Source organism: Paraburkholderia lebeckiae (genome assembly GCF_050436325.1).
GTDB lineage: Bacteria > Pseudomonadota > Gammaproteobacteria > Burkholderiales > Burkholderiaceae > Paraburkholderia > Paraburkholderia tuberum.
Map to the genome: position 1 here is coordinate 2015744 of NZ_JBNDLZ010000003.1, position 12765 is coordinate 2028508.

Consider the following 12765-nt stretch of genomic DNA (forward strand, 5'->3'; position numbering starts at 1 on the left):
TGCAATTGCCCTGGCGCAGGTGCTCGGTCCCGTTGACGTACCGCACGAATTCATCTATCTGCCGGATGTCGGTCCCGTGGTCGAACGACTCACGCGCACGCACGAAGCTTACGGCCGCTGGTGGCATCTCGCGGGCGCCGGCACGATCACGCAGCGCGAGGTGGCTCGCGAGGCCTACGCGCTCGCGGGCTCCGGGCCGAAGCTGATGGTGGCCGGCAAGGGCATGCTGCGTGTGCTCGGGCTATTCAATCCGCTGATGCGCGAGTTGGTCGAGATGAACTATCTGATGACCGAGCCGGTCGTGCTCGATGATTCGGCGCTGGCGACGTTGATCGGGACGCTCAGGAAGACGCCATATCAGGAAGGGATCAGGCGGTGTTTCGAAGCGGCGCGCGAGGTAATGCCGGCACGCGACGTGAATTAGCGGCAAGGCGTTGGCGATGCGTAGGTGAAGTGAAAACCACAGAGATGGACCTGCACCCGGCCTCTGGCGCCGACGGTCCGTCGGCAGGTCCGCTTAGCCTGCCATCTGCCCCGGCGGAAAGTGGCCACTCTTGAGCAGCACGGGTGTGCCGTTACTGATCTGCAGATGCTCACGCGCAACGGCCTCGATGCGCGGCCGGCCCGCATCGAACGCGCGCAGCCAGCCGTCGAGGTCCTCGCTGTAAGCGCCGAAATGATCCTCGAGCGCTTCCACCGAGATCGCGCACGGCACCGGCTCACCGTCCACCAGCGCGGAAAACACGACGGTCAGGTTGGAGTCGCGGTAAGCAGGCGCGTCTTCGGGAAAACGGATCTCCATGGTCGCCTCGTCAGAAGTTGGCGGCGGGAACGTAGCTCGCGCGGAAGGCCGCTGCGCGCCGCCGATCCTCGCAAGTCCCGCTATGGTAACCGCGCCGCCGGATCACGGTCCAGCGCGCGCGGGCGCCTGATTCAGGGCATCGCGCGCTGCCTTGGCGAGCCCATCGGCGGGCTCTTTGCACGGAAATCGCCGACACGCTCACTGCCCATCCAGCAATCGGTCGACATACTCGCGGGCCGCCCGTTCGACGAACGCGAGCGCCTCTTCTTCACTGTCGAAGCGTTGCCGGTCGCCGAGCTCGAGCAGCGTTTCCATCCGGTGCGGATCGTCCGGGCCGAGCTCGGCGAGGCTGACCGTGCCGACGTAAGTACCGTCCGCTTTGGTGTGCGCGTCGCCCGACGTGCTCGACGTGCTGCCCCCTGGCACGAGGCGCGCGGCGGCGCTGATGTAATAGCCGCGATAAGGGCCACTGACCCGTTCAGCCATCTTCGTCCTCCTGTTGCGGTTGCAGAGCTGGCGCCAGTCGCAACGGCGCCGCCCTGATGCTTCAGCATGCGGCGCGCCGCTGCACTGGGTGTGTGCGGGCGGCCCGTCTCATAACGATAAGGCGCGTTGCAGCGCGATAAGTTCTGCTCGCGAGACGCGCCCCCGCGCCGCCGCACTTCAGCCGCGCGCGCTGGTCGAACGGTCCATATCGGCATGCTCCATGCTGTCGCACGGTACCTGTTACGACGCCATTTCGAGGCCAGCGAGCGCAATATGGGAAAATATTTTCTGCAGGATCAAGAACTGCCCGAGCCGGATGCGGCGAACCGCTGGTTCGAGTACGCCGAAAGTCACGGCATCGACATCCCGAAAGCGATCGGCATCTGGGAAGACGCAGCCACTGAAGAAGGCGTGGAAGCCCGTCGGCTCGTCAACGCGGCGGGCATCACCGTCGAAACAACCTGAGCCGTGGCGCACGCCCTCGCGCTCCACAGCGGCCGACCCCGGCCCGGCAGACCCCCTCTATCTGAATGAAAGGACACAATACGATGCAATTCACGACGCAACCGCGACGCGCCGGCCGATTCCACCGCCTCCGATCCAGCGCCGCGCTTGCCCTCGTGCGTCGCGCCTCGCTGTCGGCCGCCTTGCCCGCCGCGCTGCTGCTCGCCGCGGGACTGGGTGGCTGCGCGTCGTCGAACACGACCACGCTGATCAATCTGCCGAACGGCCAGAGCGGCTTCGCGGTCAACTGCAGCGGCGCCGACGCCGGCTCGAGCTGGGCCTCGTGCTACGTGCAAGCCGGTAAGGCCTGCGGCGCGACCGGCTACGACATCGTGTCGAAGGATAACGACGAAGGCGGCACCGCCGGCGGCAGCGTCACGAACGTCGCGTCGGCGAACGTGAAGGGCCGCTCGATGATCGTGCGCTGCAAGTAAGCCGATTTACGTGCCTGGCGGCAATCGCGGCGGCTGGCGCGGGCGCTCAATGCGCCTGCATCTTCGAGAAGAGATTCAACACCGCGACGCCAGCGACGATCAATCCCAGCCCGATGATCGCCGGCACGTCGGGTATCTGCCGGTACAGCACTAGCGCGACCAGCGTGATCAGCGCGATGCCCGCGCCGGACCAGATCGCGTAGACGATGCCAACGGGAATGCTTCGGAGCGTCAACGACAGGCAATAGAACGCGATGCCGTAGCCGAGCACGACGACCATCGACGGCAGCAGCCGTGAAAAGCCGTCCGAGGCCCGCATCGCGGAAGTCGCGATCACTTCGGCGACGATCGCGATCGCGAGCAGCGCATACGAGGGTACGCGCATCGCGTCAGCTTTTCGCGAGCGCGAGCTTGCCGTAGTCGTGACCGAGATGCGCGCACAGCGCTTCGACCACGAGTTCATGATCGGCGCGCTGCGGCAGACCGGACACCGTGATCGAACCGATCACGCCCGCCCCTTCCACCGCCAGCGGAAACGCGCCGCCGTGCGATGCGTACTCGGTGGCCGGCAGTCCGTGCTTGTCGGCGAGCGTCGCGCCCGCGAGCTGCATCTTCAGACCGATCGCGTACGAGCTACGACGAAATTGCGCGACGGTGTTGCCCTTGCGGCGCGCCCAGTCGACGTTGTCGGGCGTCGCGCCGTCGAGCAGGCTGAAGAACAGCGGCTGGCCGAACGTGCGCACGTCGATCGCAGCGGCAATGCCGCGCGCTTTCGCGACTTCGTGCAGATACGCGCCGACTTGCCACGCGCGGTCGGCATCGAAGCGGGGAAACACGAGTGTTTTTTCCTGAATGGCGATGACCTGCAGGTCGTGAGCGATATCCATGGGGTTCAGAACGGGTCGGAGGATCAGAGTCAAAGGGGCCGCCGTCGTGAAGATCCGGCGAGCCGCGTGGAGAATCTGAATTCTAGCGCAGCGTCCGCACACGGCTTTCCAGAGCCTTTCCGATAGGCGACGTCGCGCGGGCAGAGCGAAGCGCAGTGAAGCCAATTCTTACATGGCTATTGCGCTGGCCATCTGGCTGGTCTATAATCTTTTCTTCGACGGACGCGGGGTGGAGCAGTCTGGCAGCTCGTCGGGCTCATAACCCGAAGGTCGTAGGTTCAAATCCTACCCCCGCAACCAACCGAAATCATTGAAGGGTTACAACGCATTGGCGTGTAACCCTTTTTTGTTTTTGTGGCCTTGGTCTTACGATCCCCTTGACCGCTCCACCCTCAGGCGAAAAAAAGCGCGTCAACTGAATGACGCGCCAAGCTACGAGGCAATGTACAAGAGAGAAAAGATGACTGCGGTGGACGCGGGACTCCATCGCAACCATCAGGACCGATGCTATCAGCGCATCCAAAAATCGACTGTCAATCAATGTCAGACGCGACGGCGCTCGCCGCCTTGGACGTCGTCTCGCGCAGGCCCTGTCGGCGCCTCAGTAATCGCCCGCCCCGGTGATAAACTCCTATCACCCTTTCTCGTCCCCTTTCCAATGAAATTCTGTTCTGTCTGCGGCCACGGCGTCAGTCTGAGCATTCCGCCGGGCGACAATCGCGAGCGCTTCGTATGCGGCAGCTGCGGCACCGTGCATTATCAGAATCCGCGTAACGTGGTCGGCACCGTTCCCGTGTGGGACGATAAGGTGCTGCTGTGCCGTCGCGCGATCGAACCGCGCTACGGTTACTGGACGCTGCCCGCCGGCTTCATGGAAATGGGAGAAACGACGGCCGAAGCCGCCTCGCGCGAAACGCTCGAGGAAGCCGGCGCCCGCGTCGAGGTGCAGAATCTGTTTTCGCTGCTGAATGTGCCGCACGTGCATCAGGTGCATCTGTTCTACATGGCGCGGCTGCTCGATCTCGACGTCGTCGCCGGCGAGGAAAGCCTCGAAGTGAAGCTGTTTGACGAGCACGAGATTCCGTGGGACGAGATCGCGTTTCCGACCGTCGGCCAGACGCTGCGCTTTTTTTTCGCCGACCGCGCGGCCGGCAGTTTCGGCCTGCATACCGGCGACATCTTCCGCTCCCTGCGCGAAGGCTGAGCGGCGCGCATGGTTCCCTGGCTCGGAGCTGACGACCCGTTTCCGCCCGTCGAGCGCGCGCTCGGCGCCGCGAGCGGCGCGCCCGGTCTGCTGGCGGCAAGCGGCGATCTGCTGCCGTCGCGCCTCATCGACGCGTATCGGCGCGGCATCTTCCCGTGGTATTCGGACGGCCAGCCGGTGTTGTGGTGGAGCCCCGATCCGCGCATGATCCTGCGCCCCGCCGAGTTCAAGGTGTCGCCATCGCTGCGCAAGACGCTCAAGCGCGTGTTGCGCGACGACGCGTGGGAAATCCGCGTCGATCACGATTTCTCCGCCGTGATGCGCGCCTGCGCGCAGGCGCCGCGCCACGGTCAGCGCGGCACGTGGATCACCGCCGACGTCGTCGAAGCCTATTCGTCGCTGCACCGCCTGGGCGACGCGCACAGCATCGAAACCTGGCTCGAGGGCAAGCGTGTAGCGGGGTTGTATGGCGTGTCGCTCGGGCGGATGTTCTTCGGCGAATCGATGTATACCGACGTCACCGACGGCTCGAAAATGGCGCTGGCCGCGCTGGTCGGCCACTTGCGACGTCACGAAATAGAAATGATAGACTGCCAGCAGAATACGTCGCATCTGGCGTCGCTCGGCGGCCGCGAGATAGCGCGCAAGGCGTTCGTCGCGCATGTTCGCGCGTCTGTCGGCGCACCGGCCATCCCGTGGCGATTCGACAAGACCGCCCTGCTCGATATCCTTGCGCGCACGGTGTAGGAAAATCAGGCCGAATCCGGGTCCGGCGCCCATCGAATAGCGGCATCAACCGCCATGCGCGCCGGGTTTGCATTACCAGAGACGCTTCGAGAGCTGCCAACGTGACTCATCCCAACGAGCTGCCTCTTTCCCCACTTTCCGCGCTGCAATTTTATGCAACGGCGCCCTATCCCTGCAGTTACCTGGACGGCCGCATCGCGCGCTCGCAGGTCGCCACACCCAGTCACCTGATCAATTCGGACGTCTACACCGACCTCGTCAAGGCGGGCTTCCGGCGCTCGGGCGTGTTCACGTATCGCCCGTATTGCGACGGCTGCCGCGCGTGCGTGCCGGTGCGCGTGCCGGTCGAGCGTTTTCAACCGAACCGCACGCAGCGGCGTGTATGGAGAAAGCACGGCAACCTGATCGCGACCGTCGCGCCGCTGCACTACGACGAGGAGCATTACGCGCTGTATATGCGCTACCAGTCGGCGCGCCACGCGGGCGGCGGCATGGATCGCGACAGCCGCGACCAGTACGAGCAGTTCCTGCTGCAAAGCCGGATCAACTCGCGGCTCGTCGAGTTCCGCGAGCCGGCGCCGCTATGGCCTGATGGGCGGCCTGACGCGCTACCTGACGGGCGACCTAACGCGCGGGGCACGCTGCGCATGATCAGCATGATCGATATCCTCGGCGACGGGTTGTCGTCGGTGTACACGTTCTTCGAGCCGAGCCTGCCGCACGCGAGCTTCGGCACATACAACATCTTCTGGCAGATCGAGCAGGCGCGCAGCCTGAACCTGCCGTACGTGTATCTCGGCTACTGGATTCGCGAAAGCCCGAAAATGGCGTACAAGGCGAATTTCCGGCCGCTCGAAGGCTTGATCGACGGCGCGTGGCGCGTGCTCGATCCGGCCAGCATCGACCTGCCGCCGGTCGATTTCGCGATGCATGGACGACGCGGGCCGCTCAGGCCGTAGTCGAGGCGCCGTCCGCCGAGTCGTTGCCGGGTCCTGCTCGTCGCCGGCAACGCCCCACCAGTCTCATCAAAGCCCAAAGCCGGTAAAATAGCGGGTTCCCATTTTCCGGCCGTCCGGCTTCATCCCGTGCTCAGTTTCCTTTATCCGCTCGTTCGCGCCCAACTCTTTCGCATGGACGCGGAAGACGCTCACCATCTGACTTTGCGCATGCTCGGCGCCGCCGGTCGCACCGGTCTCGCCGGCGCGCTCGCGGCGCGCGTGCCGGATTCGCCGCGCACCGTGATGGGCCTGACGTTCCGAAACCCGGTCGGACTCGCGGCGGGTCTCGACAAAGACGGCGCGTGCATCGACGGTCTGGCGGCGCTCGGCTTCGGCTTCATCGAAGTGGGCACCGTGACGCCGCGCGCGCAGCCGGGCAATCCGCGTCCGCGCATGTTCCGGCTGCCGCAGGCGAACGCGGTAATCAACCGGATGGGCTTTAACAACGCCGGCGTCGACCAGTTCGTGAAGAACGTCCAGGCCGCGCGCTATCGCGGCATCCTCGGTCTTAATATCGGCAAGAACGCCGACACGCCGATCGAGCGCGCCGCTGAAGACTATCTGTACTGCCTCGAGCGCGTGTACCCGTTCGCGAGCTACGTGACGGTCAATATCTCGTCGCCGAATACGAAGAACCTGCGCCAGCTGCAGGGCGCCGACGAACTCGACGCGCTGCTCGCCGCGCTGAAGGACAAGCAGCAAAGACTCGCCGACCTGCACGGCAAGCTCGTGCCGCTCGCGCTGAAGATCGCGCCCGACCTCGACGACGAGCAGGTCAAGTCGATCGCCGACACCTTGCTGCGCCACAAATTCGAAGGCGTCATCGCGACCAACACCACGCTGTCGCGCACCGCCGTCGCCGGCATGCAGCATGCTGACGAAGCCGGCGGCCTGTCGGGCAAGCCGGTGTTCGACGCGTCGAACCAGGTGATCCGCAAGCTGCGCGCCGAAGTCGGCGAGGCGGTGCCGATCATCGGCGTCGGCGGCATTTTCTCGGGCGACGATGCGCGCGCGAAGCTCGCGGCCGGCGCGTCGTTGGTGCAGCTTTATACTGGTTTCATCTACCGAGGTCCGGCGCTCGTCGCCGAATGCGCGCAGGCGTTGCGCTAGGCATCCGCGCCGCCGCATATAGACATAAACAAACGGTATTTAGGTTGCGATAGGCTCGTTTGCTATGCTCTCGACCGTCAAAACGTCAGACGTACAAAAAGGAACACGATGAAATTTGGCCTGCTGAAAAAGCTCCTCGCCACCGCGCTGATCGGCGCGTCGCTGACCGCCATTACCGCGCACGCGGAAGACCTGCTCGACCAGGTCAAGCAGCGCGGCACGCTGCGCATCGGTCTCGAAGGGACCTTCCCGCCGTTCAACTCGAAAGCGCCGTCGGGCGAGCTGGTCGGCTATGACGTCGACATCGCCAAGGCGGTCGCGGCCAAACTCGGCGTGAAGCCCGAGTTCGTCACGACCGAGTGGAGCGGCATCATCGCCGGTCTGCAGGCGGGCAAGTTCGATGTGATCGTCAACCAGGTCGGCATCACCGACGCGCGCAAGCAGACGCTCGACTTCTCGCCGGCGTACACGTACTCGGCGGCGCAACTGATCCAGCGCAAGAACGACACGCGCCAGTTCACCTCGCTCGAAGACCTGAAGGGCAAGAAGCTCGGCGTCGGTCTCGGCACGAACTACATGGACATGGCGAAGGCAGTGCCGGGCATCGACGTGAAGACCTACCCGGGCGCACCCGAATACCTGCGTGATCTGGCCGCCGGCCGGCTCGACGCGGCGTTGAACGACCGTCTGATGCTCGCGTACCTGCTGAAGAACTCGAACCTGCCGCTGCGCACCGGCGCGAACGTCGGCCCGGGCAACCCGTCGGGCATTCCGTTCAGAAAGGGCAACCCGAAGTTCGCGCAGGCGATCGACGACGCGATGACCCAGCTCGAAGCGGACGGCACCTTCACAAAGATCTCGGACAAGTGGTTCGGCATCGACGTCAGCAAGCCGATCAAGTAACACGCGTGGAGTCGAACGAAGGGCGGCATCGATCACGATGCCGCCCTTCGCGCTTTTTGCGGCCCATGCGAGCTGCGGGAGCCGCGGGAGCCGAACCGCGCGCCGCGTATACCCCAAGCCGCATCGCGCGGCCCGCGCCTGAACGCGCGCCAAAGTTTATGATGTGCGCTTTGTGCGTCAATAAGAACACTGCCCATGTCCATCACATCCCTGCTGCTCCAATCGCTGCCGGTGCTCGCACAAGGCGCGCTGCTGACGATCAAGTTCGCGGTCCTGTCGATGATCTTCGGCCTGATCGGCGGCGCCGTGCTCGCGCTGATGGGCATCAGCCACAGCCGTCCGCTGAACTGGATCGCGCGCGTCTATGTGAGCGTGATGCGCGGCACGCCGCTGCTCGTGCAGATCTTCGTGATTTATTACGGTCTGCCGAGCTTCGGCATTTCGCTCGATCCGACGCCGGCCGGCGTGATCGCGCTGTCGGCGAACGTCGCCGCGTATCTGTCCGAGAGCATGCGCGGCGCGATTCTGGGCATCCACCAGGGCCAGTGGCTCGCCTCGTACAGCCTCGGGCTGTCGCGGCGTCAGACGCTGCGCTACGTGATCGCGCCGCAGGCGCTGCGCATCGCAGTCCCGAGTCTGTCGAACAGCCTGATCAGCCTGATCAAGGACACCTCGCTCGTGTCCGTCATCACGGTGACCGAGTTGCTGCGCAGCGCGCAGGAAATCATCGCGTCGACTTACCAGCCGCTGCCGCTTTATCTTGCGGCCGCGGCCGTGTACTGGGTGCTGTGTCAGGTGCTCGAGTGGGCGCAGCGCTGGTACGAGCGGCGGCTGTCGCTGCCGACGCGGCACTGAGCGCCGCCCACTCCCTTTCGTTGCCCCCAGCGGCTCATTCCCCGGCGAACTTGAGCCCCAACGCCGCGCGCGCCGCGTCGGCCATCGCGATCATCTGTCGCGACGTGTCGTGCGGCATCAGCGGACTCTCCAGCACACCCGCGCGAATCAGCTCGCAAAAGTGCGCGGTCTCGTAGTTCAAGCCGCCGCCTTCGAACGGTTCGTCGAGTTCGACGACGCGGCCATCCGCATAACGGATCGTCGCGCGCGACGGGTTCCACCACGGCTCGTGCAGCGTCACGTGACCGCCTTGGGCCATCAGCAGCGCATCGCCCTTGCCATGCAGATCGAGCCCGCAGAATAGTTGCGCGATGCCGCCGCGCTCGTGCTGGCTGTTCAGACTCGCGAACGTATCGACGCCGGTCGCGCCAAGCCGGCCGAAGGTCTGCACGTCGCGTGGCGCGCCGAGCCAGTCGACCGCGAGAAACATCTCGTAGATGCCGATATCGAGCAGCGCGCCGCCCGCATGCTCGAACGACAGCGACGGATGATCGGCCGGCACTGCCGGCACCGAGCAGCCCGCGCGCACGAGCCCGACCTCGCCGATCGGCTCGGCCGCGAGGCGCTCGCGCAACCTTCTGTAGAGCGGATAGAACGGCGGCTTCATCGCTTCCATGAAGAGCCGTTGCGAAGCGCGCGCGGAGTCGAGCACGCGCTCGAGCTGCGGACGATTGATACACGCGGGTTTCTCGCACAGCACGTGCAACCCGGCTTGCAACGCGGCGACCGCATAGTCGGCGTGACTGTCCTGCAGCGTCGCGATATAGAGCGCGTCGATGCCGCTCGCGAGCAGAGTGTCGAAACTGTCGCAGACGGCGCCGCCGAATTCATCGGCGAACGCCTGGGCCGGTTCCACGCGACGCGACCACAGCGCCGCGAGCCGCGTCCGCGGCACGAAAGCGAGCCCTTGCGCGAAGCGGCGCGCAATCCGGCCGGTGCCGACGATCGCCCAGCGGATCTCGCGCGATGAAGTGGTGTCCTGCGCGGCCCGATCGGTCGGTTGGGCGGTGGCTGCGTGCGGTGCCGCTGTCGTATCTGTCATCGTGTGTGCAAAGGTCCATGCGGTTCGGAGCAGCCGCTATTGTCACCGATGCCGCTTGCGAACGCGGCGAACCCGGCCAATCGAACCATGCGGAATCACTGCCGCGCACCGACCTTCGACACCCCACCCCGCCGCTCCCGCCGGACGTTCACAGATACGCTCAGCCCGCGCTCGCAATCACGCTCAAACCCGCGCTGGCGGCTCCGATGAAAACCGCCCGCCGATCTCCTCGGCCGCGTAATCGATCATCGCGAGCGCAGCGATCTCGGCCTCCTTCGGATCGCGCCGCTCGATCGCTTCGATGACGCGCTGATGCGATGCGATCGCACTCTCCCACAGCCCTTCCCGGTCGTGCACGATCGGATTGAGGGTCGACAGCGCGCCGCGAATGATCGCCGCCATCTGCTTAAAGAACTGGTTGCCGCTCGCGATCACGATGCGCGTATGGAACAGCTCGTCGGCTTCCTGATAGCCGGCCTCGCCCGGACGGATCATGCGAAACGCCTCGAACGCCTCGCGAATCGCCGCGACGTCCGCGGCACTGCCGCGCGCGGCCGCCTGCGCCGACGCGCGCGGTTCGATCAGGATGCGAAACTCGATCACGTCACGCAGAAACATCGGATCGGGCTTCGCGCGGAAACGCCAATTGACGACGTCCTCGTCGATCATGCGCCAGTCGCTCATCGGCCGGATGCGCGTGCCGATCTTCGGCCGCACGTCGAGCATGTCGCGCGCGAGCAGCATCGATAGCGCCTCGCGCATCACGGTGCGGCTCACATCGAATTCCTTCGACAGCACATCCTGCGGCGGCAGAATCGCGCCGTATTTCTCCTCGACGATGCCGCTGACGAGCCCGTCCATGACTTTGCTCACCAACGAGCGATCCTTGTTTGCGTGTTCCATGACATATCCCCGAAGCGGTGTTGACCCCGCGTGGCCTGTTGATGAAGGGCCCGTACGTATCTGTTATGCAAATAGGATCGTTTTTCGATACGTTGCAAGCTTCGAAACGGATGCGCCAGTGGGACACTTCCTGACAGGGTTATCCCTCTGAAGATTTGTTTCGTTCGTGTAACGCCGTCTGTTTCGCCAGGCACAAAGCTCGCTCGTCAAAGCGTGCCTGCGTTGTGGGGTTTAAATTGTGCGCATTCGCACGTTGGCGTGATGAAATTGTCTGATTTGCACGGACGTGGTCGGACGCCTGCGTATTCCGGCGAACATAGATGTCGTGCGAAGCGCAAGCGGCGCAGGTGGGTCCGCGGCGCGCGGACGCCGCATCACGCCGAGTCTTCGTTCGACGCGCTCGTCGAGCGAGAACACCAGCACCTCGCCGACGAACAGCGTATGGTCGCCGCACGGATGGCGGTCCACCACGCGCGCGGCGAAGCGCCCGAGCGCATGACGAAAGCGCCGCTCGTCGAATGACGGCGACGGCGCTTTATCGGCGGGCTTATCCGTCTGAGCTGCCGTGGCGCGCATGGGCGCTCCCGTGCTCGCGGCCATACCGATCGTCGAAGCGCACGATGTCGTCTTCGCCGGGATCGCCGCCCGAATGCCCCTCGATGATTTCCAGCGGCGTCTTGCCAGCATTTTCGAGCCGATGCCCGACGCCCGGCGGAATCAACGTCGACTGATTCTCCGACAGCAGGAAGCGCTCGTCGCCGTCCTTGCTCGACGCGTCCCACACCGAGTCCCTGGCGCCGGTGTCCGACCAGCCCGCGTCGAGCGGCACCGTCACGCCGACGAGACGCGCGTCGGTGCCCATGCGCTCCATCACCGCATAGTCGACTGAGTCGGACGGACAGGCGGCAAACGCGTCGCGCGCGAGATGCAGCACGCCGGCATCGTCGACGCTCGCGCCTGCGAATGCCTCCTTGCAGGCCGCCGCGATCAGCGGACGGCACAGGCCGATCGCGTCGAGCCACACCGACGCGCGCACCACGTACATACCACTGTTCCACCAGTACTCGCCCGACGCGAAGTAGCGCTCGGCCAGTTCGGCATCGGGCTTCTCGACGAAGCGCTCGATCGTCCGCGCGCCCCGGTTTCCCAAGGCCGCGGCGGTGCGGATATAGCTGTAGCCGGTCGCCGCGCGCTGCGGCGGCACGCCGAGCGTGACGATCGCGCCCCGCGAAGCATGCGCGAGCGCTTCATTGAGCGCCGCGCCGAACGCCGCTCGATCGGCGATCGGATGATCGGCGGGCAGCGCGACCAGGATCGGATCGTCGCCGGCCGCGGCCGACGCGCGCGCGGCGAGCGCCGCGACAGTCAGCGCCGGAGCGGTGTTGCGCGCCATCGGTTCGAGCAGTATGCGCACCGGCTTGCGGTACTGCTCGACACGCTCGAGCGTCGGCAGCCGCAGTTCCTCGCAGCAGACCACCAGCGGCACGGCGGGCGGCGTGGTGCGGGTCGCGTCGGGCGCGGCCGGGTCGAACGCGTCGTCGAGCCGGCGCAGCGTCGCTTCGAGCAGCGACTGGTCGCCCATCAGCCCGCTCCGCTGCTTCGGATTGCGTTCGCGCGACAGCGGCCACAGCCTCGTACCGGAGCCGCTCGCGAGAATCACCGGTTGCACGGTCAGTTCGCGCAGCGCGGCGGCGGTCCCAGCCTGAGGCGCGAGCGGATAACCTGGCTCTACTATTCGATTCATTTGCGATCCTGTCGAATCCAGATTCTGTTCACGGGCCGGCATGACGCCAGCAAGTGCCTCGTGGCCGCAAGCGCGTTCAGTCGTATGCGCGCGACACACACTGCGGC

General features: G+C 65.4%; 15 protein-coding genes, 1 tRNA gene and 2 pseudogenes. 10 read left to right on the forward strand and 8 right to left on the reverse strand.

Annotation, left to right across the window (positions count from 1 at the left end; translation table 11 throughout):
• Positions 1-13: 13 nt before the first annotated feature.
• Positions 14-424 (forward strand): annotated as a pseudogene (locus tag OKW44_RS27185) (Rossmann-fold NAD(P)-binding domain-containing protein); the annotation flags it as partial.
• Between the two features lie 93 nt (positions 425-517).
• Here OKW44_RS27185 and OKW44_RS27190 read toward each other — a convergent pair.
• Positions 518-802, reverse strand: coding sequence for a DUF1488 family protein (locus tag OKW44_RS27190; protein ID WP_013089272.1), 285 nt, complete (start codon positions 800-802; stop codon positions 518-520).
• A 198-nt stretch (positions 803-1000) separates the two neighbouring features.
• Positions 1001-1288 (reverse strand): hypothetical protein, encoded by a 288-nt coding sequence (locus OKW44_RS27195; protein WP_018418218.1) that lies wholly within the window; start codon positions 1286-1288, stop codon positions 1001-1003.
• Between the two features lie 273 nt (positions 1289-1561).
• Here OKW44_RS27195 and OKW44_RS27200 point away from each other — a divergent pair, with 273 nt between their 5' ends.
• Both OKW44_RS27200 and OKW44_RS27205 read left to right on the forward strand, forming a co-directional pair.
• Positions 1562-1753, forward strand: coding sequence for a hypothetical protein (locus tag OKW44_RS27200; RefSeq protein ID WP_018418219.1), 192 nt, complete (start codon positions 1562-1564; stop codon positions 1751-1753).
• A gap of 83 nt (positions 1754-1836) precedes the next feature.
• On the forward strand, positions 1837-2226 hold the full coding sequence (locus tag OKW44_RS27205; RefSeq protein WP_018418220.1) for a hypothetical protein: 390 nt from the start codon (positions 1837-1839) through the stop codon (positions 2224-2226).
• A 46-nt stretch (positions 2227-2272) separates the two neighbouring features.
• On the opposite strand, the gene OKW44_RS27210 is transcribed toward OKW44_RS27205, so the two are convergent.
• Positions 2273-2611: a DMT family transporter gene (locus tag OKW44_RS27210; RefSeq protein WP_018418221.1), complete on the reverse strand. Its 339-nt coding sequence runs from the start codon at positions 2609-2611 to the stop codon at positions 2273-2275.
• Positions 2612-2615: 4 nt separating this feature from the next.
• The gene (locus OKW44_RS27215; RefSeq protein ID WP_018418222.1) at positions 2616-3113 is read right to left on the reverse strand and encodes a heme-degrading domain-containing protein; all 498 of its coding nucleotides are present in this window, start codon (positions 3111-3113) and stop codon (positions 2616-2618) included.
• A gap of 223 nt (positions 3114-3336) precedes the next feature.
• Here OKW44_RS27215 and OKW44_RS27220 point away from each other — a divergent pair.
• The 7 genes from OKW44_RS27220 to OKW44_RS27250 all read left to right on the forward strand — a co-directional run bounded on the left by OKW44_RS27220 (position 3337) and on the right by OKW44_RS27250 (position 8930).
• A tRNA-Met gene (locus OKW44_RS27220) sits at positions 3337-3413 on the forward strand.
• A 358-nt stretch (positions 3414-3771) separates the two neighbouring features.
• Entirely contained in the window at positions 3772-4317 is a 546-nt protein-coding gene (locus tag OKW44_RS27225; RefSeq protein ID WP_018418223.1) for an NUDIX hydrolase, read from the forward strand.
• A 9-nt stretch (positions 4318-4326) separates the two neighbouring features.
• The gene (gene aat / locus OKW44_RS27230; protein ID WP_018418224.1) at positions 4327-5064 is read left to right on the forward strand and encodes a leucyl/phenylalanyl-tRNA--protein transferase; all 738 of its coding nucleotides are present in this window, start codon (positions 4327-4329) and stop codon (positions 5062-5064) included.
• 101 nt (positions 5065-5165) lie between these two features.
• Positions 5166-6023: an arginyltransferase gene (locus tag OKW44_RS27235; RefSeq protein WP_018418225.1), complete on the forward strand. Its 858-nt coding sequence runs from the start codon at positions 5166-5168 to the stop codon at positions 6021-6023.
• Positions 6024-6149: 126 nt separating this feature from the next.
• Positions 6150-7172 carry a quinone-dependent dihydroorotate dehydrogenase gene (locus OKW44_RS27240; protein WP_026225420.1) on the forward strand — a complete coding sequence of 341 codons (1023 nt, stop codon included), beginning with the start codon at positions 6150-6152 and terminating at the stop codon, positions 7170-7172.
• Between the two features lie 108 nt (positions 7173-7280).
• A complete protein-coding gene (locus OKW44_RS27245) occupies positions 7281-8075 on the forward strand; it encodes a cystine ABC transporter substrate-binding protein (protein ID WP_018418227.1) in 795 nt (264 codons plus the stop codon).
• Positions 8076-8270: 195 nt separating this feature from the next.
• On the forward strand, positions 8271-8930 hold the full coding sequence (locus OKW44_RS27250) for an amino acid ABC transporter permease (RefSeq protein ID WP_018418228.1): 660 nt from the start codon (positions 8271-8273) through the stop codon (positions 8928-8930).
• Between the two features lie 34 nt (positions 8931-8964).
• On the opposite strand, the gene OKW44_RS27255 is transcribed toward OKW44_RS27250, so the two are convergent.
• The 4 genes and pseudogenes from OKW44_RS27255 to OKW44_RS27270 all read right to left on the reverse strand — a co-directional run bounded on the left by OKW44_RS27255 (position 8965) and on the right by OKW44_RS27270 (position 12658).
• The gene (locus tag OKW44_RS27255) at positions 8965-10011 is read right to left on the reverse strand and encodes a Gfo/Idh/MocA family protein (RefSeq protein WP_018418229.1); all 1047 of its coding nucleotides are present in this window, start codon (positions 10009-10011) and stop codon (positions 8965-8967) included.
• A 183-nt stretch (positions 10012-10194) separates the two neighbouring features.
• Entirely contained in the window at positions 10195-10914 is a 720-nt protein-coding gene (locus OKW44_RS27260) for a FadR/GntR family transcriptional regulator (RefSeq protein WP_018418230.1), read from the reverse strand.
• A 231-nt stretch (positions 10915-11145) separates the two neighbouring features.
• Positions 11146-11412 (reverse strand): annotated as a pseudogene (locus OKW44_RS27265) (flavin reductase); the annotation flags it as partial.
• 49 nt (positions 11413-11461) lie between these two features.
• Positions 11462-12658, reverse strand: coding sequence for a mannose-1-phosphate guanylyltransferase (locus tag OKW44_RS27270; protein ID WP_018418232.1), 1197 nt, complete (start codon positions 12656-12658; stop codon positions 11462-11464).
• Positions 12659-12765: the final 107 nt, after the last annotated feature.

Excerpts from the sequence above, each read along its gene's own strand:
- OKW44_RS27190 (WP_013089272.1), bottom strand. The coding sequence starts at position 802 with ATGGAGATCCGTTTTCCCGAAGACGCGCCTGCTTACCGCGACTCCAAC.
- OKW44_RS27195 (WP_018418218.1), bottom strand. The coding sequence starts at position 1,288 with ATGGCTGAACGGGTCAGTGGCCCTTATCGCGGCTATTACATCAGCGCC.
- OKW44_RS27200 (WP_018418219.1), top strand. The coding sequence starts at position 1,562 with ATGGGAAAATATTTTCTGCAGGATCAAGAACTGCCCGAGCCGGATGCG.
- OKW44_RS27205 (WP_018418220.1), top strand. The coding sequence starts at position 1,837 with ATGCAATTCACGACGCAACCGCGACGCGCCGGCCGATTCCACCGCCTC.
- OKW44_RS27210 (WP_018418221.1), bottom strand. The coding sequence starts at position 2,611 with ATGCGCGTACCCTCGTATGCGCTGCTCGCGATCGCGATCGTCGCCGAA.
- OKW44_RS27215 (WP_018418222.1), bottom strand. The coding sequence starts at position 3,113 with ATGGATATCGCTCACGACCTGCAGGTCATCGCCATTCAGGAAAAAACA.
- OKW44_RS27225 (WP_018418223.1), top strand. The coding sequence starts at position 3,772 with ATGAAATTCTGTTCTGTCTGCGGCCACGGCGTCAGTCTGAGCATTCCG.
- aat (WP_018418224.1), top strand. The coding sequence starts at position 4,327 with ATGGTTCCCTGGCTCGGAGCTGACGACCCGTTTCCGCCCGTCGAGCGC.
- OKW44_RS27245 (WP_018418227.1), top strand. The coding sequence starts at position 7,281 with ATGAAATTTGGCCTGCTGAAAAAGCTCCTCGCCACCGCGCTGATCGGC.
- OKW44_RS27250 (WP_018418228.1), top strand. The coding sequence starts at position 8,271 with ATGTCCATCACATCCCTGCTGCTCCAATCGCTGCCGGTGCTCGCACAA.
- OKW44_RS27255 (WP_018418229.1), bottom strand. The coding sequence starts at position 10,011 with ATGACAGATACGACAGCGGCACCGCACGCAGCCACCGCCCAACCGACC.
- OKW44_RS27260 (WP_018418230.1), bottom strand. The coding sequence starts at position 10,914 with ATGGAACACGCAAACAAGGATCGCTCGTTGGTGAGCAAAGTCATGGAC.
- OKW44_RS27270 (WP_018418232.1), bottom strand. The coding sequence starts at position 12,658 with ATGAATCGAATAGTAGAGCCAGGTTATCCGCTCGCGCCTCAGGCTGGG.